Source organism: Streptomyces sp. PsTaAH-124, assembly GCF_000373685.1.
Classification (GTDB): domain Bacteria; phylum Actinomycetota; class Actinomycetes; order Streptomycetales; family Streptomycetaceae; genus Streptomyces; species Streptomyces andamanensis.
Genome location: NZ_KB892163.1, coordinates 18399 through 41536, shown reverse-complemented (window position 1 = coordinate 41536; position 23138 = coordinate 18399). Strand labels below are relative to the sequence as shown.

Sequence of the window (23138 nt, the reverse complement as noted above, 5' to 3'; positions counted from 1 at the left end):
GCGTCGGTGAAAACGCCGTGGGCCGCCGCACCCGGTGGATGCGGCGGCCCGTGTTTCACGTGAAACGGTCCGGCGGAGCGACGCCCCGGCTCATGGCCGACGGCGGCGACGAGGCGGCCCCAGCCGCTGTGTCGCCGTCTCTACGGCCACCACGACGACTTCGTGGGCGACGGTGAGGTTCCGGTGCCTCCGTTCGCATCGCCCCCGCCACCGGGTCCGCCATCGTCGCCGCCATCACCTCCGTTGCCGCCGTTGCCGCCGTTGGCGCCATTGCCGCCGTTGGCCCCGTTGTTGCCGTTCTGCCCACCGTTGTCGTCACAGCCCCAGAAATTGCAGTGCGTCTGGCTGGGCGACGGCGGAGGCGGCGGCGCGACCGGGCTGTTCTCCGGCTTGCTGGGAGTGGTCGACGGGGACGGACTGTTCTCCTCGGTCTGGGTGGCCGTGGGAGTCGGCGTCGGGCTGGGCGCGGCGTTGACGATCTCACCGATGGGCTCGGGCGTCGGGAACTTCTCCGGGGACTGGCCCTTGAGCGCTTCCATCATGTAGTCGTGCCAGATCTCGGACGGGAACGAGGAACCGTGGATCTTGTCCTGGCCACCGGTGTGGTACATCTCCAGGAACGTGCGCGACTTGTTCTTCTCGTTGTCGTCCAGCCGGAACATGCTGATCGCGGTGGACAGCTGCGGGGTGTAGCCGACGAACCAGGCCGACTTGTTGCCGTCGGTGGTACCGGTCTTGCCCGCCACTTCCCGTCCGGGCAGCTGGGCGTTGGTACCGGTGCCCTTCTCGACCACGGTCTTCAGGACATCGGTGACGTTGTCGGCGACGTTGGCGTCGAAGGCCTGCTTGGCCGCGCTCTTGTGCTCGTAGACCGACCCGTCCTGGTTCTCGATCTTCGTGACGGAGAACGGTTCGTTCTGCTTCCCGCTGGTGGCGAACGTCGCGTAGGCGCCCGCCATGCGGATCGCGCTCGGGTCGGAGATACCGATGGAGAACGACGGGAAGGTGGTACCGGTCAGGCTGTCCTTCTTCAGGCCCGCGTCCAGCGCCGCGTCCTTGACCTTGTCCAGGCCGACGTCCATACCGAGCTGCACGAAGGCGGTGTTGACCGACTGCCGCATCGCCTCACGCAGGTCGATCATGTAGTTGGGCGCGGTACCGACCGACTCGTTGTCGTCGTTCGTCTGGAGCCACTCCTCGCCCTTCTCGTTCTTCCAGACGGTCCCGTCGTACTTCTTGATCTTGAGCTTGTTCTTGCCGCTGAAGCGGCTCTTGGGGGAGACGAGGGTGCGTTCGTCCGCCCCCTGGTTCTCGCCCCCGTCCGGATCACGGACACCGTCACGCATGGCCGCCGCCAGCACGAACGGCTTGAACGTCGAACCGACCTGGGCACCGGTGGCGTCCGCGTTGTCGGTGAAGTGCTTGGTCCAGTCCTCACCGCCGTAGATCGCCTTGATGGCCCCCGTCTTGGAGTCCACCGAGGCGCCGCCGAACTGCACGTGCGTGTCGTACTTCGGACGCTTCTTGGGGTCGATGTTGTTCTTCTGGACCTTCTCCACCGCGGTCTTCAGCTTGTCGACCTTGTCCTTCTCGAAGGTCGTGTGGATCTGGTAGCCGCCCTGCTGGAGCTTGTCCGCGGTGATGCCGGTGTTGTTGATCACGTAGGCCTTGGCGAGGTCGACGAGATAGCCGACCTGGCCGCTCAGCCGGGTGTTCGACCGGGGGCTCTGCCACTTGGGGAGCGACCGGTACTTGTCCCGCTCCGCGGCGCTCAGATGCCCGTACTCGACCATCTTGTTGAGCGTGTCCTGCATCTGGTTCATGACGCGCTTGGTGTTGGCCTGGGGCGTCGCCGACGGGTCGATGGACGTCGAGCCGGCCGGGTCGTAGTACGTGGCGCCCTTGAGCACCGCCGCCAGGAAGGCGCACTCGCCGGCGTCCAGGTCCTTGGCGTCCTTGTTGAAGTACGCCCGGGACGCCGCCTGGAGCCCGTAGGCCCCGCGACCGTAGTAGGAGGAGTTGAGGTACCCCGCCATGATCTGGTCCTTGGGCACCTTGGTCCCGACCTTGACCGACACGAAGATCTCCTTGAACTTGCGGGAGATCGTCTGCGACTGGTCGTTCAGCATCGCGTTCTTGACGTACTGCTGGGTGATGGTGGACCCGCCCTGGGTCTGCTGACCCCGGGCCATGTTGAGCAGCGCGCGCGTGATGCCCTTGGGGTCGATGCCGCTGTCGGTCTCGAAGGTCTTGTTCTCCTGCGAGATGACCGCGTTGCGCATGTTCTTGGGGATGTCCGAGTTGTTCAGGATCTGGCGGTTGATCTCGCCGCCCGTCCGGACCATCTCGCTGCCGTCGGCCCAGTAGTACACGTTGTTCTGGGCGGTCGCGGTCTCCTGGATGTTCGGGACGCTCACCATCGCGTACCCGATGCCGGCCACCGCCACCAGGCTGCCGACGAAGCCGATGAACAGCCCCGTGACCAGCTTCCAGGACGGCATCCAGCGCCGCCAGCCGTACTTGCCCGCGCGCGGATAGTCGATGAACCGCTTCTTGGCGGGCGGAGCCGTCCGGCCCTGGCCGCGTCCGGGCCCGGTGGGGCCGCCGGGCCCGCCTCCGCGCCGCCGGCCGCCGCGCTGCGCCGCCCGGCGGGCCTCGGCCCGGCCACCGTAGGGACGCCCCTCCTGTGCCGCGCCGTACGAGCCCGACCCGTGGGACGTGGACCCGGAGGTGGACCCATCGGAGTCGGCTGAAGATCCGTTGGCGCCTCGCGGGGCCGCGCGGCGGCCGGAGGACGAGCCGGACTGGCCGCGTCGGGCCGCGGCACGTCCGCCTCCCTGCGGCTGCGGCGGTTTGCGACGGTGCTCGCTCATCGAACGATTACTCCTCGGGCAGGCGCACCCGTGCGCGCCTGGAAACAGCGGCTGGTTTCCGGTCCCCCCGAACGTACGGATGTGGCCGGTCGCGCCTCCACCCGTACTGCACCAGGGACAAGGACGTCCCCATGCGTCGCCAGGTTCCCGGTGTCGTGCATGGCGGACAGACTACGCACCGCCAAAACCCACCGGGTCCCGAAGTTCACCCCAAACCAGGCAACTTGGCTGCAACGAAACAGTGATGTGATCCCGTTCACCCTGTCCCCCCTTGTCGCACACGCGGGGTCGTTCTATCGTCTGGATGTATCGAGTCGATACATCAGTGCGACATAAAGACCGTCACGGCACCCGGTACGGCATGAGCCGGCACCGGGTCGCGGCAGAGAGGAGGCGACGATGGGCCGGCGTTCCGGAATCCTTGAGTTCGCCGTACTCGGCCTGCTCCGCGAGTCCCCGATGCACGGCTATGAGCTGCGCAAACGGCTCAATACGTCGCTGGGTGTGTTCCGTGCGTTCAGTTACGGGACGCTGTATCCCTGCCTCAAGACGCTGGTCGCCAACGGCTGGTTGACCGAGGAACCGGGGAACACCACCGAGGACGCCCTCGCCGCCCCGCTCGCCGGGCGCCGCGCGAAGATCGTCTACCGGTTGACGGCAGAAGGTAAGGAGCACTTCGAGGAGCTGCTCTCCCAGACCGGCCCCGACGCGTACGACGACGAGCACTTCGCCGCGCGCTTCGCCTTCTTCGGGCAGACCTCGCGCGATGTGCGCATGCGCGTGCTCGAGGGCCGCCGCAGCCGGCTGGAGGAGCGTCTGGAGAAGATGCGCGCCTCCCTCGCGCGCACCAGGGAGCGCCTCGACGACTACACCCTTGAGCTCCAGCGCCACGGGATGGAGTCCGTGGAGCGCGAAGTGCGCTGGCTGAACGAGCTCATCGAGAGTGAGCGGGCCGGGCGGGACCTCAAGGGTTCCGCCGACGGGGGGACCGCTCAGCAGGACACCACCAATGGAGCGACGGGCGGCCTGCCCCGGACCGGGGATCCTTCCCGGCCGGATACGCCCGGCGACACCGCCACGTGAGGTCCCGTCGGGGCTTCACCAGTACACACAGGGAGCAACCGGAATGGGTTCGGTTCGCGTAGCCATCGTCGGTGTGGGCAACTGCGCCGCATCGCTGGTGCAGGGCGTCGAGTACTACAAGGACGCCGACCCGGCGGCCAAGGTCCCGGGCCTCATGCACGTGCAGTTCGGCGACTACCACGTGCGTGACGTCGAGTTCGTGGCCGCCTTCGACGTAGACGCGAAGAAGGTCGGTCTGGACCTCTCGGACGCCATCGGCGCCTCCGAGAACAACACCATCAAGATCTGCGACGTGCCCTCCGCCGGTGTGACGGTGCAGCGCGGCCACACCCTCGACGGCCTCGGCAAGTACTACCGCCAGACCATCGAGGAGTCCGCCGAGGCTCCGGTCGACGTGGTCCAGGTCCTCAAGGACAAGCAGGTCGACGTCCTCGTCTGCTACCTGCCGGTCGGCTCCGAGGACGCGGCGAAGTTCTACGCCCAGTGCGCCATCGACGCCAAGGTCGCCTTCGTCAACGCCCTCCCGGTCTTCATCGCCGGTACCAAGGAGTGGGCGGACAAGTTCACCGAGGCGGGCGTCCCGATCGTCGGTGACGACATCAAGTCGCAGGTCGGCGCCACCATCACGCACCGTGTCATGGCGAAGCTGTTCGAGGACCGGGGCGTCGTCCTGGACCGCACGATGCAGCTGAACGTCGGCGGCAACATGGACTTCAAGAACATGCTCGAGCGCGAGCGCCTGGAGTCCAAGAAGATCTCCAAGACGCAGGCCGTCACCTCGCAGATCCCCGACCGGGACCTCGGCGAGAAGAACGTCCACATCGGCCCGTCCGACTACGTGGCCTGGCTGGACGACCGCAAGTGGGCCTACGTCCGCCTCGAGGGCCGCGCCTTCGGTGACGTCCCGCTGAACCTGGAGTACAAGCTCGAGGTCTGGGACTCCCCGAACTCCGCGGGTGTCATCATCGACGCCCTGCGCGCCGCGAAGATCGCCAAGGACCGCGGCGTCGGCGGCCCGATCCTGTCGGCGTCCTCGTACTTCATGAAGTCCCCGCCGGTCCAGTACTTCGACGACGAGGCCCGCGAGAACGTCGAGAAGTTCATCCGCGGCGACGTCGAGCGCTGACGTCACGCTGAACGCTCCTGCCAGGGCTGAGAGGGTCCCCGAGGCGATCGCCCCGGGGACCCTCCCGTCTGTGCCCCGGGGACCCTCGCGTATGTGAGGCTGTGCCCCATGGCCGTCGTCCGTGACCTGCGCGTCCTGCTGCGCCAGCAGGGCTTCCGACGGCTGCTCGCCATACGGCTGCTCTCCCAGGGTGCCGACGGCGTCTATCAGGTCGCGCTCGCCGCCCACGTCGTCTTCTCCCCCGAGCACCAGGCCTCGGCCGCCGCCGTCGCCTCGGCGATGGCGGTGCTGCTGCTGCCCTACTCCCTGGTCGGCCCGTTCGCCGGTGTGCTGCTGGACCGCTGGCGGCGCCGTCAGGTCTTCCTCTACGGCAATCTCGCCCGCGCGGTGCTGGCCGCCGCCACCGCCGTGCTGATGGCGGCGGGCGCCGCCGACTGGCTGTTCTACGCCTCCGCCCTGTGCGTCACCGCCGTCAACCGCTTCGTTCTGTCGGGCCTGTCCGCCGCGCTGCCGCGGGTGGTGGACGCCGAGCGGCTGGTCGTCGCCAACTCCCTGTCGCCGACCGCGGGCTCCCTCGCGGCCTTCGGGGGCGGCGGCCTCGCCTTCGCCCTGCGCCTGGCCGGGGCCGACTCGGACGCCGCCGTGGTGCTGCTGGGCGCCGTCCTCTATCTGTGCGCCGCCCTCACGTCCCTGCTGATGGCCCGCGACCTCCTCGGCCCCGACCGCGACCCGGCGCCGCCCCGGCTGGGTGCCGCGCTGACCGGCACCGCGCGGGGCCTGCTGGCCGGTGTACGGCACCTCGCCGCGCCGCCGCGCCGGGCGGCGGCTCAGGCTCTGGGCGCGATGGCGCTGATGCGGTTCTGCTACGGCGCGCTGACGGTCATGGTGCTGATGCTGTGCCGCTACGGCCTGTCCGCGCACGCGGACGAGGGGCTGCGCCTGCTCGGTCTCGCGCTGGGCGCGTCCGGGGCCGGGTTCTTCGCCGCGGCGCTGGTCACTCCCTGGGCCGCCGGCCGGCTGGGCCCCCTGCGCTGGATCGCGGTGTGCGCCGGTTCCGCCGCGGTGCTGGAACCCGCTCTCGGGCTGCCGTTCGCCACCGGTCCGCTGCTGGTCGCGGCCTTCGTGCTCGGGCTCGTCACCCAGGGAGCGAAGATCGCCACGGACACGGTCGTGCAGTCCGGTGTCGAGGACGGCTTCCGCGGCCGGATCTTTTCCGTTTACGACGTGCTGTTCAATGTCGCCTTCGTCGGCGCGGCGGCCGTCGCGGCGCTGATGCTGCCTCCGGACGGCCGATCGACGGTCCTGGTCATCACGATTGCCGTGATCTACGGAGGGGTTGCGGGGGCTATGGCCCGGTTTGAACACCGCTGACTGTCACATCAAAGACACAGAGTCTCCTGGGAAGTACAGGGATGTCAGTGGGGGCCTGTAGCTTACGTGCGTCTTATTTCGACGCCGTGTTCGCGTCATCGTGCCTATGTTCTAGGGGGACCCCCAAGTGACCACTCCGCCGCCGCCCCAGGGCCAGAACCCGTACGCCCAGGCCCCCACCGCTCCCATGGGGCAGCAGCCCGGTCAGCCGGGAGTCCCGCAGCAGCCCTACCCGCCGCAGCAGCCGTACGCCCCCTTCCCCCAGCAGCAGGGCGCGCCGGTGCCGCCGCCCGCACCGGCCGGCAAGCGTCTGGGCAAGAAAGCCATCCGCATCATCGGTGTGATCGTGGTCGCCATCATCATCGCTCTCCTGAAGTTCGGCGCGGGCTGGTTCCTGACCCGCGACGACGCGGAGACCACCTCGGTGGGCTCGTGCATGCACAACGACGGAACGATGACCAAGGCCGACCTCAAGGAGGTCGACTGCTCGTCCGCCAACGCCCAGTACAAGGTGGTCGAGAAGTTCGACGGCTCCACCGACACGGATAAGTGCAAGACCGTCACCGACGCGACGATCTCCTACGTCCAGTACGGCGGCGGCCACGATGTGGTGCTCTGCCTGAAGGAAGCCAAGTAACGCCCTGACTCGGCAGTACGGCGAAGGGGCGGTGTTTCACGTGAAACACCGCCCCTTCGTCATGGCCGGGTGCCACGGAGGTCATGTTTCACGTGAAACACGGCCTCCGCACTGTCAGCCTTCCTGCTGGGCCCACCACTCCCGAAGGGCCGCCACAGCGGCATCGTGCTCCATCGGGCCGTGCTCCAGGCGCAGCTCCAGCATGTGCTTGTAGGCGCGGCCGATCGCGGGACCGGGCGGGACACCGAGGATCTCCATGATCTGGTTGCCGTCGAGGTCCGGGCGGATGGAGTCCAGCTCCTCCTTCTCCTGGAGCTGGGCGATGCGCTCCTCCAGACCGTCGTACGCACGGGACAGCGCGAGCGCCTTGCGCTTGTTCCGGGTGGTGCAGTCGGACCGGGTCAGCTTGTGCAGGCGGTCGAGTAGCGGACCGGCGTCGCGGACATAGCGGCGGACCGCCGAATCCGTCCACTCGCCGGTGCCGTAACCGTGGAAGCGCAGATGCAGCTCGACCAGGTGCGAGACGTCCTTCACCAGCTCGTTGGAGTACTTCAGGGCGGTCATGCGCTTCTTGGTCATCTTCGCGCCGACCACCTCGTGGTGGTGGAAGGAGACCCGGCCGTCCTTCTCGAAGCGACGCGTACGGGGCTTGCCGATGTCGTGCAGCAGGGCGGCCAGGCGGAGGGTGAGGTCGGGACCCGCCTCCTCCAGGTCGATCGCCTGCTCCAGAACGATCAGCGAGTGGTCGTAGACGTCCTTGTGCCGGTGGTGCTCGTCCCGCTCCAGCCGGAGGGCGGGCAGCTCGGGCAGCACCCGGTCGGCCAGCCCGGTGTCGACGAGCAGAGTCAGGCCCTTGCGCGGACGGGTGGAGAGGATCAGCTTGTTCAGCTCGTCCCGTACCCGCTCGGCGGAGACGATCTCGATGCGCCCGGCCATCTCCTTCATCGCCGTGACGACCTCGGGGGCGACCTCGAAGTCGAGCTGCGCGGCGAAGCGCGCGGCCCGCATCATCCGCAGCGGATCGTCCGAGAAGGACTCCTCCGGGGTGCCGGGGGTGCGCAGCACTCGCTCCGCCAGATCCTCCAGGCCGCCGTGCGGGTCGATGAACCTCTTCTCCGGCAGCGCGACGGCCATGGCGTTCACGGTGAAGTCCCGACGGACCAGGTCCTCCTCGATGGAGTCGCCGTACGCCACCTCGGGCTTGCGCGAGGTGCGGTCGTACGCCTCGGACCGGTAGGTCGTCACCTCGATCTGATAGCCGTCCTTCTGCGCACCGACCGTGCCGAAGGCGATCCCGACCTCCCACACGGCGTCCGCCCAGGGCCGCACGATCTTCAGTACGTCCTCGGGACGCGCGTCCGTCGTGAAGTCCAGGTCGTTGCCGAGCCGGCCGAGCAGCGCGTCACGGACGGACCCGCCGACCAGAGCGAGCGAGAACCCCGCCTCCTGGAAACGGCGCGCGAGGTCGTCGGCGACAGGGGCCACCCGCAGCAGCTCGCTGACCGCGCGCTGCTGCACCTGGCTCAGGGCAGGGGGAGTGTCATCGTTGGCGTTCGGCACAACAGAAGAGGGTACGTGCCCAGGCGGCCCGGCCGCGTCGTTCCGGTGCGCGCACGGGGACGCCCCCTTGCTTACCCGTTCAAGACCGTCCCATCGTGATGTAACGAACGGCATCCCCGGATACGCGGATATCCAGGGCGCGCCCCGGCTTCCCGGCGATCTTGTGGCCGCCTCCGCGGCACTTCCGCTCCGCAGGTCTCGTTACCATGCGGGGACGCACATTCCGACGACCACTGACGACGAGGGACGGGCGAGCGCGTGGCCGAGGCGGCAGACTTCCTGGGGACCAGTCCCTCACCTGCCCGCCGCTGGCTGCGGCGAACCGGGACACTGCTCGCCGGGGCGCCGCTGCTGGCCGGTCTGCTCCAGCTCTCCGCCCCGGCCGCGCACGCCTCCGGCCAGGAAGCGCCCCGGGCCGCCGTCTCCGGGTCGCGCACCGTCGCGGTGTCCCTCGACTCCCTCAGCCCCAGCATCCCCTCCGCGGGAGACACGGTGACCGTGTCGGGCACGGTGACGAACAAGGGGAAGCAGCCGGTCACCGACGCGCACGTCGGGCTGCGGGTGGGCCCGCTCCTGGACACTCGCTCCGAGATCGACACCGTGGCGCAGCGCACCGACTTCGAGCCCGGTACCGACGGCTCGGAGATCGGCGGCAAGTACACACAGAAGTTCACCGCGCTCCAGCCCGGCGTCGCGCAGCACTTCAGCATCTCCGTCCCGGCCGCCAAGCTGGACCTCGGCGCCGACGGCGTCTACGAGTTCTCCGTCTCGCTGTCGGGGCAGACGCCCGTCCAGCGGTGGGACCAGGTCCTGGGCATCCAGCACACCTTCCTGCCGTGGCAGCCCTCCGACGCATCGGTGAAGACGAAGACGACCGCCCTGTGGCCCCTCGTCTCCACCGTCCACATGACGGCGGAGACCGGCCCCGGCGCCGTGCAGACACCGGTCTTCCTCAACGACGACCTCGCCAAGGACCTCGCCCCGGGCGGCCGGCTGGAACGGATGCTCACCCTGGGCAAGGATCTCGACGTCACCTGGGTGATCGACCCTGACCTGCTGGCGTCCGTCGACGCCATGACCCGCAACTACCGCATCCGGACGGACCCCGGTGCGGATCCTGTCGCCGGCACCCACCAGGCGGTGGCCAAGCAGTGGCTCGCCGAGCTCCAGCAGGCGGTGGCGGGCAAGGAGGTCGTGGCGCTGCCGTTCGCGGATCCGGACCTCGCGGCGGTCGCCCACCGCGGCACCAGCGTCTCCGGGACCCTGAGCCTGCTCAAGGACGCCACGGACGTCGCCGCCAGCACGGTGGAGACGGTGCTCCACGTCAAACCGGCCACGGACTTCGCCTGGCCGGTGAACGGTGCCGTCGATCCGTCGATCATCCGGGTCGCCACCTCCGCCGGAGCCGACAAGGTCATCGCGCGCAGCGACAGCCTCGAAGAGCCGGACAGCATGACCTACACGCCGTCCGCGGCCCGGCCCATCGGCCAGGGCACCACCGCGGTCGTCGCGGACGCACGCCTGTCGACCGCGTTCGAGGGCGATCTGTCGCAGGCCGGTGCCAGCACGCTCGCGGTGCAGCAGTTCCTCGCCCAGAGCCTCGAACTCAACGGTCAGACGAGCAAGCAGCGCAGCATCGTCGTCGCCCCGCAGCGCATGCCCAGCACCAGCCAGGCCCAGGCCATGTACCAGGCCCTGCTCGCCCTCCAGCAGGGCACCTGGTCCCAGTCCCAGGATCTGGCCGGCGCGGCCAAGGCCGATCCGGACCCCAAGGCCACGACGAAGGTTCCGTCGGCGTCCCGCTACCCCTCGTCGCTGCGCAAGCGGGAGCTGCGGGGCCCGGCCTTCACGGAGATCGCCGACACCCAGGACAAGGTCGACAACTTCGCGGTGGTGCTCACCGACGAGTCCCGGGTCGTCACCCCCTTCGGACGCGCGATGAACCGCGAGATGTCCACGTCCTGGCGCGGCCGCGACAGGGCGGCCGCGGGCTTCCGCGACGGAGTCAAGGCCTACCTCGACGACCTCTCCGAAGAGGTCAAACTGATCGACAAGTCGGAGACCAAGCTCTCCGGCCGCAGCGCGACGATCCCTGTGACGGTCCAGAACAACCTGGTGCAGGGCGTCGACCACCTGGTGCTGCGGCTCACCTCGTCCAACCCCACCCGGTTGAAGATCGGCGGCAAGGCGTACGCGGAGCAGCCGATCGCGGTCTCCGGCGGGCACAGCCAGTCCGTGAAGTTCACCACGTCCGCCAACGCCAACGGGCCCGTGACGGTGGTCGCCCAGCTGTACACGCAGGACGGCCAGGAGTACGGCGCGCCCGTCAGCTTCGACGTGAAGGTCACCGAGGTCACCGCCACCGTCATGCTGGTCATCGGCGGCGGTGTGCTGCTGCTCGTCCTCGCCGGTTTCCGCATGTACACCCAGCGCAAGCGGGCGGCGGCCGGGGAGGAGCCGCAGGACGGCGAGAACGCGCAGGCCACAGGGGACGCAGAAGGACCGGGGGACACCGGAGCGGACGGCGGGGACGGTCCCGGCCGCGGCGACGGCGGTTCCGGCGGCTCTCCCGCCCCCGACGGCTCCGCCGAGACCGGCCGGGAACCGGGTGACCCGGAGAACAGCGAACCGGAGAACCCCGCGGGCCCCGCGGAACGTCTCACGCAGGAGTCGGGCAGCCGGTCCCCCGCAGCAGACCGGGAGCAGCCGAGTGACCCGACACCGGACACCGCATCCGAAAGCGCCGACCCGTCCGGCACGGGTGAGAAAGTGGACCGTTGAGGATGTCGTGGCCCGGAGGGCCCGGGACGATGAGGTGGGGTAACCATGAACGCGCCGTACGACCCTGACCACGGCCGGGCCGTGGGCGGCTCGGGCCACCCCGGTACCCCGCCGTCCGAGCACGGCCAGGTGCCGCAGCAGCCGCCCGCGGACATGTACCTCCAGGACGCCTACGCCGAGGACCCGTACCGGCAGCAGGACCTCACCGCCCAGGACCCGGTCGGCGAGGCCCTGTACGACCGTGCCGCGCACCCGCCACCAGCGCCGGGTACGTACGAGCCGCAGCAGCCGCTGTACGGCAGCCCACCGCCCTCCCCGTACCCACCGGACCCACGGATCTGGGCCCAGACCCCGCCGCCCGAGCCGTCGGGCACCACCCAGTACCTGCCGTACGGCGAGGATCCCCGCACCACGCAGTTCGTGGGCGTCGACGACCTGGTCAGCCACTCCGCCGAGGAGCAGCACGAGCCGGACGCCTTCGCGCACCTCTTCCGCGACCAGCAGCAGGGCGGCTACCCCCAGGACCCCCGGCAGTCCGCCCACCCGAACCAGCAGGAAGCCGGGCCGTACGGCTACGACCCCCGCCAGAGCGGCTACCAGGCCCCCGGGCAGCCCGCCTACCAGGACCAGCAGGGCTACGGCTACCCGCCCGCGGACCAGCAGGGCTACCCGGCCGGGCGGCAGGACTACCAGGCCCCGCAGAGCATGGGCGGGTACCCGGCGCCGCCCGAGCCGCCGTCCGTCCCCGGTCCCGCGCCGGTCCCGGCCGCCGGTCAGGGCCCGATGGGCCCCTACGCCCCGGCTCCGGGCGCTACCCGGACCGTGGCCGAGGCACCTGCCCCCGCCCCCTCGGCCGCCCCGGCGGCGAAGAAGGGCGGCAAGGCGTCGGGGCTGCTCAAGTCCAGCGCCGTGATGGCGGCCGGCACGATGGTCTCCCGGCTCACGGGCTTCATCCGCTCCGCGATGATCGTCTCGGCACTGGGCGTCGGCCTGCTCGGCGACACCTTCCAGATCGCCTACCAGCTGCCGACGATGATCTACGTCCTGACCGTCGGCGGCGGCCTCAACTCGGTCTTCGTCCCGCAGCTCGTCCGGGCCATGAAGGAGGACGACGACGGCGGCGAGGCCTACGCCAACCGGCTGCTGACGCTGGTCATGGTGGCGCTGGGGGCGCTCACCGTGCTCGCGGTGGTCGCGGCGCCGCTCCTGATCCGGGTGCTGTCCCCGTCGGTGGCGGGCGACCCGGCGGCCAACCAGGTCGGCATCACCTTCACCCGCTACTTCGTGCCCTCGATCTTCTTCATGGGCGTCCATGTGGTGATGGGGCAGGTCCTCAACGCGCGCGGGAAGTTCGGCGCGATGATGTGGACCCCGGTCCTGAACAACATCGTCATCATCGTGACGCTCGGCACGTTCATCTGGGTGTACGGCACCGCCGCCCACTCCGGCATGGGCGTGGCGAGCATCCCGCCGGAGGGCCAGCGGCTGCTCGGTGTGGGCATCCTGCTCGGTCTCATCGTCCAGGCGCTGGCGATGATCCCGTATCTGCGGGAGACCGGGTTCCGGCTGCGGCTGCGCTTCGACTGGCGGGGGCAGGGCCTCGGGAAGGCCGCGAGCCTCGCCAAGTGGACCATTCTCTTCGTCCTCGCCAACCAGGCCGGGGCGATCATCGTCACCCGGCTGTCGACCGCGGCGGGCAAGCAGTCCTCCGTGGACGGCGTCGGCTTCGCCGCCTACGCCAACGCCCAGCTGATCTGGGGCCTGCCCCAGGCCATCATCACCGTCTCCCTGATGGCCGCCCTGCTGCCGCGGATCTCCCGCTCGGCCCACGAGGACGACACCGGCGCCGTCCGCGACGACATCTCGCAGGGGCTGCGCACCACGGCCGTCGCGATCGTGCCGATCGCCTTCGGGTTCCTCTCGCTCGGCATCCCGATGTGCACCCTGATCTTCGGCTCCTCGGGCACCGGCGAGGCCACCAACATGGGATTCATGCTGATGGCCTTCGCCCTCGGCCTCATCCCCTACTCCGTGCAGTACGTCGTCCTGCGTGCCTTCTACGCCTACGAGGACACTCGGACGCCCTTCTACAACACGGTCATCGTGGCCGCGGTCAACGCGGGCGCCTCGGCCGTGTGCTACTTCGTGCTGCCGGCCCGCTGGGCCGTGATCGGCATGGCCGCCGCGTACGGCCTCGCCTACGCGATCGGCGTGGGGGTCGCCTGGAGCAGGCTGCGCAAGCGGCTCGGCGGCGACCTCGACGGCTCCCGCGTCCTGCGGACGTACGCCCGGCTGTGCATCGCCGCGGTACCGGCGGCGCTGGTCAGCGGTGCCGCCTGCTACGAGATCAGCCATCTGCTGGGCCAGGGCGTAGCCGGTTCGTTCGCCGCGCTGCTGGCCGGCGGTCTGCTGCTGCTCGGCATCTTCTTCGTCGCGGCCCGCCGGATGCGGATCGAGGAGATGAACTCGCTCGTGGGCATGGTCCGCGGACGGCTGGGACGTTGAGGCGGGGGTAGGCGCACAACCATCGTCCGCCGCCGTGTGTCGTGCATAGCGCCGGACTGTGGGCACAATTGGTTTCGGCGTCGGACAGCGCGATGGATGGGGAGGCAGGAGCGACGGTGGCGGAACGGAGCACGGCTGCCGTCGACGTGGCAGACAACAGCGGTGACGAACCGCTGACCGCCGAGGCGGACCAGTCCACGGCCGACGGGGTGGCCCAGAACCGGGAGCGGGACACGGACAACGACGAGGCGCAGGGGAGCGGCGGGACCGAACGTCCCGGTCAGAAGGCCTCACCGCCCGAACTGCACAGCGGTCACAAACTGGCCAGACGCTACCGCCTGGAGGAGTGCGTCACCCGTCTGGACGGATTCAGCAGCTGGCGCGCGGTGGACGAGAAACTCCGCCGGGCCGTCGGGGTGCACATCCTGCCCGCCGACCACTCCCGTGCCCGCTCGGTCCTGGCAGCGGCCCGTTCCTCGGCGCTGCTCGGGGACCCGCGCTTCGTCCAGGTCCTCGACGCCGTCGAGGAGAACGACCTCGTCTACGTCGTCCACGAGTGGCTTCCCGACGCCACCGAACTGACCACCCTGCTGTCCACCGGCCCGCTGGAGCCGCACGACGCCTACCAGTTGGTCAGCCAGGTCGCCTCCGCCATGGCCGTCGCACACCGCGAGGGCCTGGCCCATCTGCGCCTGAACCCGAACGCGGTGCTCCGTGCCTCCACCGGTCAGTGGCGCATCCGCGGCCTCGCCGTGAACGCCGCGCTCCGCGGGATCAGCTCCGAGACACCGCAGCGGGCCGACACCGAGGCGATCGGCGCGCTGCTGTATGCCGCGCTCACCCAGCGCTGGCCGTACGAGAACGACGCCTACGGGCTGTCCGGCCTGCCCAAGGCCGTCGGCCTCATCCCGCCGGACCAGGTCCGCGCCGGGGTCCACCGCGGTCTGTCCGAGCTGGCCATGCGCGCCCTGGTCAACGAGGGCGCCACCGCCTCGCGTCATGAGTCTCCGTGCACGACGCCGGAGGAGCTGGTGAAGGCGATCGGTGAGATGCCGCGGATCCGCCCGCCGGAGCCCGTCTTCACCGCACCGCCGGAGTACCAGGGCACGTCGTACCAGCAGGGCACGTACGGGCGCCCGGCACCGCGTCCCGGCGTCACCCAGCCGGTGCCGGCCCCGCCGCCCCCGCTCCAGAGCCGGACCGGCAAGGCCCTGAAGTGGGCCGTCTCCGCCCTGCTCATCGCCGCGCTGGGGCTGGGCAGTTGGCAGCTCGCCGACGCCCTGATGGACCAGGGCGGCAGGTCCACCAAGGACAGCCAGACGCAGACGCAGGACGGCAGCGACAAGAAGGACAAGCAGCAGCCGAAGCCGCTCCGGCCCCTCCCCGTCCAGGGGGCGCAGGAGTTCATCGCCAAGGGGGACGCACAGCACCCCGGCGACGTCGGCAAGACGTACGACGGCAATCCGTCGACGTACTGGAAGACGAGCACCTTCATGGAGGGCCCGCCTCTCGCACCGTTCAAGCCCGGTGTAGGGATCGTCTACGACCTCGGCTCGGAACAGAACCTCAGTCAGGCGTCCGCCGGTCTCCTCTACAGCGGTGACCACACCACGGTCGAGCTGTACGCGGCCGGGTCCCTGTCGCCGGGGTCGCTGGAGTCGATGCGGAAGATCGGGGACGCCACGACCAGCGGCGCCACCGTCACGGTCAAGACCGCCAAGCCGGAGAAGACTCGGTACGTCCTCGTCTGGATCACCGCCATGCCCTACTCGGGTGCCGACGCGAACACGTACAGCACCGCCGGCTACAAGCAAGCGATCACCGAAGTGAAGTTCGCCGGCTGACGCCGCACCGAGGGGGAGGGGGCCCGATGGCGGACGACAGCGCCTACCACGACGCGAGCGACCAGGACCTCCTGTCCCGCCACGTGGAGGGTGACCACGACGCCTTCGGTGAGCTCGTACGGCGTCACCGTGACCGGCTCTGGGCGGTCGCCCTGCGCACGCTCGGGGACCGCGAGGAGGCCGCTGACGCCGTGCAGGACGCGTTCGTCTCCGCCTACCGGGCCGCCCACACCTTCCGCGGGCAGTCGGCCGTCACCACATGGCTGCACCGGATCACGGTCAACGCCTGCCTCGACCGGGTCCGCAAGGCGGCCTCACGGAAGACCTCGCCGGTGGACGACACCGAGCGCCTGGAGCAGCTCCTGGAGCCGCACGAGTCGGCCTCCGCGCCTGCCGAGCGGAACGACGTGCAGCGGCAGCTCATCGAGGCGCTGGGCACACTCCCGGCCGACCAGCGGGCCGCTCTGGTGCTCGTGGACATGCAGGGCTATCCCGTCGCCGAGGCCGCTCGCGTCCTCGAGGTGCCGGTGGGCACGGTGAAGAGCCGCTGCGCCCGGGGCAGAGCAAGACTCCTCCCTCTGCTCACCCATCTCCGGCCGAACGGCTCCGGCGCCGAGGCCGGCGAGGAGCCGGGCCCGGGACGGAACCGGACGCAGGGTGCATCCGTCCCACCGGCAGCGAGTCCTCCGGACCGGGAGACGCGCAACGGCGAGCCAGGCGATTCAGCTGCGGTGAAGGGCGGAGGTGGGCGAGCGTGACTGCCACGACGGACACGGACGGGCACCCGGACGTCTCAGAGATCTCCGACCTCACCGAAGGACTGCTCACTCCTTCCCGGGCGGAGGATCTGCGACGGCATCTGAGCACCTGCGCCGACTGCGCCGACGTCCGGGCCTCGCTCGACGAGATCCGGAGCCTGCTCGGCACCCTCCCGGCACCGCACCACATGCCGAGCGACATCGCGGACCGGATCGACGCCGCTCTCGCCGCAGAGCCCCACCCCGCTGCCCCCGAGATGAAGATCACTGGTGGCGCCCGCCATGTTTCACGTGAAACAAGCGGCGATGTTTCACGTGAAACATCGGCACCTCCCACGGCGGACCGCCCGGTCGGCAACGTTCGGACATCCCGTACCGGCCCCGGCCGTAAACCGCGCCCGCGCCGTGTGCGCCGCGGGATCGCCGTCCTGGGCGCTGCTCTCACCGTCACCGCCCTCGGGGTCGCCACAATCGTCCTGACCTCCCAGAACGACGACCAGCACGCCAGCACAGCGGCTTCCGCCCCCTCAAGTACCTCCGCGCAGACCTTCTCCGAGGGAACTCTCGCGCGTCAGGTCACCAGCCTGCTCGACGGGACACCGCGGACGCAGGGCACGACCCACGCCCCGCACAGCTTCGGAACCGACGCCGGTCCGGACACCGGTGCGGAACCAGGTGCCACCACGCGCACGAGCCCAGGTGCCGAGCAGCCCCACATCCTCAAGGACGACCCGACCGTCGCGGTCCCCCCCTGCGTCCGCCAGGGCATCGACAGCACCGGCGCCCCTCTCGCCGCGCAGCCGGGCCTCTACGCCGGCCGGGACGCCTATCTGGTGGTGCTGTCCGACCCCTCCGGCGCGAGCTCCCGGGTCACCGCCTATGTCGTGGACGCGTCCTGTGTGCACGATCCCGCCATCACGGCCCGGGTCCTGCTGTCACACACCTACACGCGCTCCTGAGCAGGGATTCCCGAAGACGCCGCATCCCATCGCCGCTCTCCGTCCTTCCGCCGTGTCCGGGCGCCTCCGTGTGCCCGAGGACACCGGGAATGCACGCCCCTTAGGATCCGTTGGGTGGGGTGAGAGCACCGAGAGAAGCTCCACCGGCCGTAGGACACAGTCCAGAGACGAGGAAACAAGCCGTGAGCGACGTCCGCAACGTGATCATCATCGGCTCCGGGCCCGCCGGCTACACGGCGGCCCTCTACACCGCGCGCGCGTCGCTGAAGCCGCTGGTGTTCGAAGGCGCCGTCACCGCGGGTGGTGCGCTGATGAACACCACCGAGGTGGAGAACTTCCCCGGCTTCCGCGACGGCATCATGGGCCCGGATCTCATGGACAACATGCGGGGCCAGGCCGAGCGCTTCGGCGCCGAGCTGATCCCGGACGATGTCGTCTCCGTCGACCTCACGGGTGAGATCAAGACCGTCACGGACACCTCGGGCACCGTGCACCGGGCGAAGGCCGTCATCGTCACCACCGGCTCGCAGCACCGCAAGCTCGGTCTGCCCAACGAGGACGCTCTCTCCGGCCGGGGTGTGTCCTGGTGCGCCACCTGCGACGGGTTCTTCTTCAAGGACCAGGACATCGCCGTGATCGGCGGCGGTGACACGGCGATGGAGGAGGCCACCTTCCTCTCCCGGTTCGCCAAGTCCGTGACGATCGTCCACCGCCGGGACACGCTGCGCGCCTCCAAGGCGATGCAGGAGCGCGCCTTCGCCGACCCGAAGATCAAGTTCATCTGGGACAGCGAAATCGCCGAGGTCCAGGGCGAGCAGAAGCTGTCCGGCCTGAAGCTGCGCAACGTCAAGACCGGCGAACTCTCGGATCTCCCGGTGACGGGTCTGTTCATCGCGATCGGCCACGACCCGCGGACCGAGCTGTTCAAGGGCCAGCTCGACCTGGACGAAGAGGGCTACCTGAAGGTCGACGCGCCCTCCACGCGCACCAACCTCACCGGTGTGTTCGGTGCCGGTGACGTCGTCGACCACACCTACCGCCAGGCCATCACCGCCGCGGGCACCGGCTGCTCCGCCGCCCTGGACGCCGAGCGGTTCCTTGCCGCTCTCGCGGACAACGAGCAGCAGGCAGAGCCCGAGAAGACCACTGTCTGACCTCCCTGACCGCCCCACCCCGCACGAACGCGAAGAAACTAAGGAGCCCGCCGTGGCCGGCACCCTGAAGCACGTGACCGACGCCTCCTTCGAGCAGGACGTCCTGAAGAGCGACAAGCCCGTACTGGTGGACTTCTGGGCCGCCTGGTGCGGTCCCTGCCGCCAGATCGCCCCGTCCCTCGAAGCCATCGCCGCCGAGTACGGCGAGAAGATCGAGATCGTCAAGCTCAACATCGACGAGAACCCGGACACGGCTGCCAAGTACGGCGTCATGTCGATCCCGACGCTGAACGTCTACCAGAACGGCGAGGTCGCCAAGACCATCGTCGGCGCGAAGCCGAAGGCCGCGATCGTCCGCGATCTTGAGGACTTCATCGCCTAGTCAACCGATCCGCCGGGTCGGCGACGCATGTTTCACGTGAAACACGAATGGGCCAGCCCGTCAGGGCTGGCCCATTCGGCGTACAGCGGGGGTCACAGGGGGCGCAGTGCCGGTTCCTTCTGGACCGCTCCCAGCAACCGGTCGAGGGCCATCTCCACGTCTTCCTTCCAGGAGAGGGTCGAGCGCAGCTCCAGGCGGAGCCGGGGGTGCGCGGGGTGGTGCCGGACCGTCTTGAAGCCCACCGCCAGCAGATGATCCGCCGGCAGCACACAGGCGGGTTCCTTCCAGCGGGCGTCCCCGAAAGCCTCGATGGCCTTGAAACCGCGGCGCAGCAGATCCTTGGCGACGCTCTGCACCAGCACCCGCCCCAGCCCTTGTCCCTGGTAGCCGGGCTGCACGAAGCCCGTCATCAGCTGGACCGCGTCCGGGGAGACCGGGCTCGTCGGGAACGCGGTGGAGCGGGGCACATAGGCGGGAGGAGCGTAGAGCACAAATCCCACCGGCGCATCGTCGACGTAGGCGACGCGACCGCACGAGCCCCAGTCCAGCAGGACGGCGGAGATCCACGCTTCCTTCTCCACGGCGAGCCTGCCCGCTCTGACCGCGGCCTCACCGCTGACCGGGTCCAGCTCCCAGAAGACGCATGCGCGACAGCGCTGGGGAAGATCCTCAAGATTGTCCAGAGTGAGCGGCAGGAGCCTACGGCCCATGAAGGCTGATCCTCGCTTCCTTCGCCCGCTGCGTCACGAGCGGCCGTCCCTCCGGGACGAGGCGTCAAGTGGATGCGTCATACCTGATCGCATCGTATCCACGATGGGTTTCGGTGGACACCGAGGAGAAGCAAAGGCGGGCCGTGAACCGGTGGTGTTCCGGTTCACGGCCCGCCTGTGCGGAGCCTCTGCCCGCCCTGACCCGCCGAGGGGCCAGAGGCCCGAGGGATCAGGAGTCCGTCTCGGTCTCCTCCGGACCGCCGTCCAGCAGGCCCTTCTGAAGTACCGGTCCCTCGCCGGGAGCCAGCGAGCCGAGAATGCGTTCGAGGTCTTCCATCGAGGCGAACTCTACGGTGATCTTGCCCTTCTTCTGCCCCAGGTCGACCTTCACCCGGGTCTCGAAGCGGTCGGACAGCCGGGTCGCGAGATCGGACAGGGCGGGAGACAGCCGAGCTCCGGCACGCGGTCCCTTCGACCGCGGCGATGCCTGCGGCCGTGACCCCATGAGCGTCACGATCTCCTCCACGGCCCGCACCGAGAGGCCCTCGGCCACGATCCGGTGGGCAAGCCGGTCCTGCTCCTCCGAGTCCTCGACCGAGAGGAGCGCCCGCGCATGTCCGGCGGACAGTACTCCGGCGGCCACCCGGCGCTGCACCGCCGGCGAGAGCCGCAGCAGGCGCAGGGTGTTGGAGACCTGCGGGCGGGAGCGGCCGATGCGGTCGGCCAGCTGGTCATGGGTGCAGTTGAAGTCCTTCAGCAGCTGGTCGTAGGCGGCGGCCTCCTCCAGCGGGTTCAACTGGGCCCGGTGCAGGTTCTCCAGCAGGGCGTCGAGCAGCAGCTTCTCGTCGTCCGTGGCTCGTACGATCGCCGGAATGGCTTCGAGCCCGGCCTCACGGCAGGCCCGCCAGCGCCGCTCGCCCATGATGAGCTCGTAGCGTTCGGGAGCGATCTGCCGTACGACGACCGGCTGGAGCAGGCCGACCTCCTTGATGGAGGTGACCAGCTCGGTCAACGCCTCCTCGTCGAAGACCTCACGGGGCTGACGAGGGTTCGGCGTGATGAAGTCCAGGGGCACTTCCGCGAAGTGGGCGCCCACCGGCGGGGGCGGCACCATGGCCACCTTCGCCGCGGCCACTCCCCGGTCGGACATCAGCACCGGGCCGGGGTTTCCCGCCGGACCCGGCAGCGGGGTCCTCTCCGTCGGAGCGGCAGGGATCAAGGCCCCCAGGCCCCGGCCCAGCCCAGGCCTCCGTCGCTCACTCACTGGATCCCCTCCACCATGCTCGGGTCGCTCTGTGCGCCGATGTGGGCATGCGTGGCGTCATAGCTGACCCCGACGCCCTTCAACGCGATTTCTCGTGCCGCCTCAAGGTAGGAGAGGGCACCGCTCGATCCTGGATCGTAGGTCAGCACCGTCTGCCCGTAGCTGGGTGCCTCGGAGATACGCACCGAGCGGGGAATGCTCGTCCGCAGCACCTCGTCGCCGAAGTGGCTGCGCACCTCGTCGGCGACCTGGGACGCCAGACGGGTCCGGCCGTCGTACATGGTGAGCAGGATGGTCGACACATGCAGGGTGGGGTTCAGATGCCCCCGCACCAGATCGACGTTGCGCAGGAGCTGCCCCAGTCCCTCCAGTGCGTAGTACTCGCACTGGATCGGGATGAGGACCTCCTGGCCGGCTACCAGGGCGTTGACCGTCAGCAGACCGAGCGAGGGCGGGCAGTCGATGAGGATGTAGTCCAGCGGCTGCTCATACGCCTGGATCGCCCGCTCCAGTCGGCTCTCCCGGGCCACCAGGGACACCAGCTCGATCTCCGCACCGGCGAGATCGATCGTGGCGGGGGCGCAGAAGAGACCCTCGACATCGGGAACAGGCTGGACGACCTCCGCCAGAGGCTTGCTCTCCACCAGCACGTCATAGATCGACGGGACTTCGGCGTGGTGGTCGATCCCCAGCGCGGTGGAGGCGTTCCCCTGCGGGTCGAGGTCGACCACCAGGACCCGGCTGCCGTGCAGAGCCAGTGAGGCGGCGAGGTTGACGGTCGTCGTCGTCTTGCCGACGCCGCCCTTCTGGTTGGCGACCACCATGACACGGGTCTGTTCGGGGCGGGGCAGGCCCTCGCCGGCGCGGCCTAGAGCCTCGACCGCCAGTTGGGCAGCACGACCGATGGGGGTGTCGTCCATCGGGGGCGGTGTTTCACGTGAAACATGCTCCCCGATCGACTCGGTACGGGGACCGGGGACCGGATCGGTCATCGGTCCCGCGATGTTGGCGTCGGACCGCAAGGATTCACTCTCCTCGACTTCAGGCTCGCGATGAACAGAGCCTCCCATGCCTTCGGGGTCGCGAACCAGTGAGGCCTGTCGTTCTGTGGAGAAATCCACCTCTGTGGACAACTCCGTTCCCTCTCTGGGTGAACCGAGAGGCTTGCGGTCGCGGGGATGGGCCGCAGCGCGGCCACGGTTGATGATGCCGTGCAGCAGTGAGCGACGTTTCACGTGAAACACGATGACAACAATTCGCCCTTTTTGTGAGCGACACTCCGCCGCGCGCCCCCCAGCGGAGTCCGCCCGGCGGAGCAGAGACTCATCGCCTCCGGCGCACCCGGCCCGTCCGGGCCGCCTTCGCACGCTTCGCGGCGAAGCGCACTCCGCCCGGACTCTCACCGACCTCCACACGGACCACGGTGGACAGCGGATCCACGATCCCCTCACCCACATGCAGGATGGAGGTCTCCACCGCACCGAGTTTGCTCAGCGCGGTTCCGGCGCTCTTCAGCTCCTCCTCCGCCGTGTCCCCCTTGAGCGCCAGCATCTCGCCGTAGGGGCGCAGCAGCGGGATGCCCCAGGTGGCCAGACGGTCCAGCGGGGCCACCGCCCTGGCGGTCACCACATGGACCGGCGGAAGCTTGCCCATGAGTTCCTCGGCGCGTCCCCGGACGACGGTGACATGGTCGAGCCCCAGGAGCTCGACGACCTCGGTGAGGAAGTTGGTGCGCCGCAGCAGCGGCTCCAGCAGCGTGATCTTGATGTCGTCCCGGACCAGGGCCAGGGGGATCCCCGGCAGGCCGGCGCCGGAGCCGACATCGCACACGGTCACCCCTTCGGGAACGACCTCGGAGAGCACCGCGCAGTTCAGCAGATGCCGCTCCCACAGGCGAGGTACCTCCCGTGGGCCGATGAGCCCTCGCTGCACTCCTGCCTCGGCCAGCAGCTCGGCATACCGGACCGCATCCGCGAAGCGATCACCGAATACCTCACGTGCCTGCTCGGGCGCAGGGGGGAGCTCCGCTGCCTCCGTCACGGGAACCGTCCTTCCGTACCGCATCAGCGCGATCAGCGCCGACCATCAGAACTACCAGGCTGACAAAGTTCGGCCCCGCCTGCGCTACAGA

17 protein-coding genes are annotated in these 23138 nt (G+C 69.5%); 11 read left to right on the top strand and 6 right to left on the bottom strand.

Annotated features, from left to right (window positions below; translation table 11 throughout):
* Positions 1–140: 140 nt before the first annotated feature.
* Positions 141–2873: a transglycosylase domain-containing protein gene (locus B086_RS0109770; protein ID WP_018566234.1), complete on the bottom strand. Its 2733-nt coding sequence runs from the start codon at positions 2871–2873 to the stop codon at positions 141–143.
* A gap of 399 nt (positions 2874–3272) precedes the next feature.
* On the opposite strand from B086_RS0109770, the gene B086_RS0109765 reads away from it, so the two are divergent.
* From B086_RS0109765 to B086_RS0109750, 4 genes are all read left to right on the top strand, one after another.
* The gene (locus B086_RS0109765; protein WP_018566233.1) at positions 3273–3956 is read left to right on the top strand and encodes a PadR family transcriptional regulator; all 684 of its coding nucleotides are present in this window, start codon (positions 3273–3275) and stop codon (positions 3954–3956) included.
* Positions 3957–3999: 43 nt separating this feature from the next.
* Positions 4000–5082: an inositol-3-phosphate synthase gene (locus tag B086_RS0109760; protein WP_026252267.1), complete on the top strand. Its 1083-nt coding sequence runs from the start codon at positions 4000–4002 to the stop codon at positions 5080–5082.
* 108 nt (positions 5083–5190) lie between these two features.
* A complete protein-coding gene (locus B086_RS0109755; RefSeq protein ID WP_018566231.1) occupies positions 5191–6453 on the top strand; it encodes an MFS transporter in 1263 nt (420 codons plus the stop codon).
* A gap of 127 nt (positions 6454–6580) precedes the next feature.
* The gene (locus B086_RS0109750; protein ID WP_018566230.1) at positions 6581–7090 is read left to right on the top strand and encodes an LppU/SCO3897 family protein; all 510 of its coding nucleotides are present in this window, start codon (positions 6581–6583) and stop codon (positions 7088–7090) included.
* 114 nt (positions 7091–7204) lie between these two features.
* Here B086_RS0109750 and B086_RS0109745 read toward each other — a convergent pair whose 3' ends face one another.
* Complete coding sequence (locus B086_RS0109745; RefSeq protein ID WP_026252266.1) at positions 7205–8650, bottom strand: CCA tRNA nucleotidyltransferase; 1446 nt, start codon at positions 8648–8650, stop codon at positions 7205–7207.
* Between the two features lie 258 nt (positions 8651–8908).
* Between B086_RS0109745 and B086_RS0109740 the strand changes: the two genes are divergently transcribed.
* The 7 genes from B086_RS0109740 (at position 8909) to trxA (ending at position 19033) form a co-directional block, all read left to right on the top strand.
* On the top strand, positions 8909–11431 hold the full coding sequence (locus B086_RS0109740; protein ID WP_018566228.1) for a DUF6049 family protein: 2523 nt from the start codon (positions 8909–8911) through the stop codon (positions 11429–11431).
* Between the two features lie 45 nt (positions 11432–11476).
* Entirely contained in the window at positions 11477–13936 is a 2460-nt protein-coding gene (gene murJ / locus B086_RS0109735; RefSeq protein ID WP_018566227.1) for a murein biosynthesis integral membrane protein MurJ, read from the top strand.
* 116 nt (positions 13937–14052) lie between these two features.
* Complete coding sequence (locus B086_RS0109730; protein ID WP_018566226.1) at positions 14053–15780, top strand: protein kinase family protein; 1728 nt, start codon at positions 14053–14055, stop codon at positions 15778–15780.
* Positions 15781–15806: 26 nt separating this feature from the next.
* Positions 15807–16538, top strand: coding sequence for an RNA polymerase sigma factor SigM (gene sigM / locus B086_RS0109725; RefSeq protein WP_018566225.1), 732 nt, complete (start codon positions 15807–15809; stop codon positions 16536–16538).
* Entirely contained in the window at positions 16535–17497 is a 963-nt protein-coding gene (locus B086_RS0109720; protein ID WP_026252265.1) for an anti-sigma factor family protein, read from the top strand. Before sigM ends, B086_RS0109720 begins: the two co-directional genes overlap by 4 nt.
* Before the next feature lie 182 nt (positions 17498–17679).
* Positions 17680–18651, top strand: coding sequence for a thioredoxin-disulfide reductase (gene trxB, locus B086_RS0109715; protein ID WP_018566223.1), 972 nt, complete (start codon positions 17680–17682; stop codon positions 18649–18651).
* Between the two features lie 52 nt (positions 18652–18703).
* Positions 18704–19033: a thioredoxin gene (gene trxA / locus B086_RS0109710; RefSeq protein ID WP_018566222.1), complete on the top strand. Its 330-nt coding sequence runs from the start codon at positions 18704–18706 to the stop codon at positions 19031–19033.
* A gap of 92 nt (positions 19034–19125) precedes the next feature.
* Here trxA and B086_RS0109705 read toward each other — a convergent pair whose 3' ends face one another.
* The 4 genes from B086_RS0109705 to rsmG form a co-directional block, all read right to left on the bottom strand.
* Positions 19126–19743: a GNAT family N-acetyltransferase gene (locus B086_RS0109705; protein ID WP_026252264.1), complete on the bottom strand. Its 618-nt coding sequence runs from the start codon at positions 19741–19743 to the stop codon at positions 19126–19128.
* 229 nt (positions 19744–19972) lie between these two features.
* Positions 19973–21007 carry a ParB/RepB/Spo0J family partition protein gene (locus B086_RS0109700; RefSeq protein WP_026252263.1) on the bottom strand — a complete coding sequence of 345 codons (1035 nt, stop codon included), beginning with the start codon at positions 21005–21007 and terminating at the stop codon, positions 19973–19975.
* Positions 21004–22077, bottom strand: a complete 1074-nt coding sequence (locus B086_RS0109695; protein ID WP_078510029.1) for a ParA family protein — start codon at positions 22075–22077, stop codon at positions 21004–21006. Before B086_RS0109695 ends, B086_RS0109700 begins: the two co-directional genes overlap by 4 nt.
* Before the next feature lie 253 nt (positions 22078–22330).
* Positions 22331–23047, bottom strand: a complete 717-nt coding sequence (gene rsmG / locus B086_RS0109690) for a 16S rRNA (guanine(527)-N(7))-methyltransferase RsmG (RefSeq protein WP_026252262.1) — start codon at positions 23045–23047, stop codon at positions 22331–22333.
* Between the last annotated feature and the right edge of the window lie 91 nt (positions 23048–23138).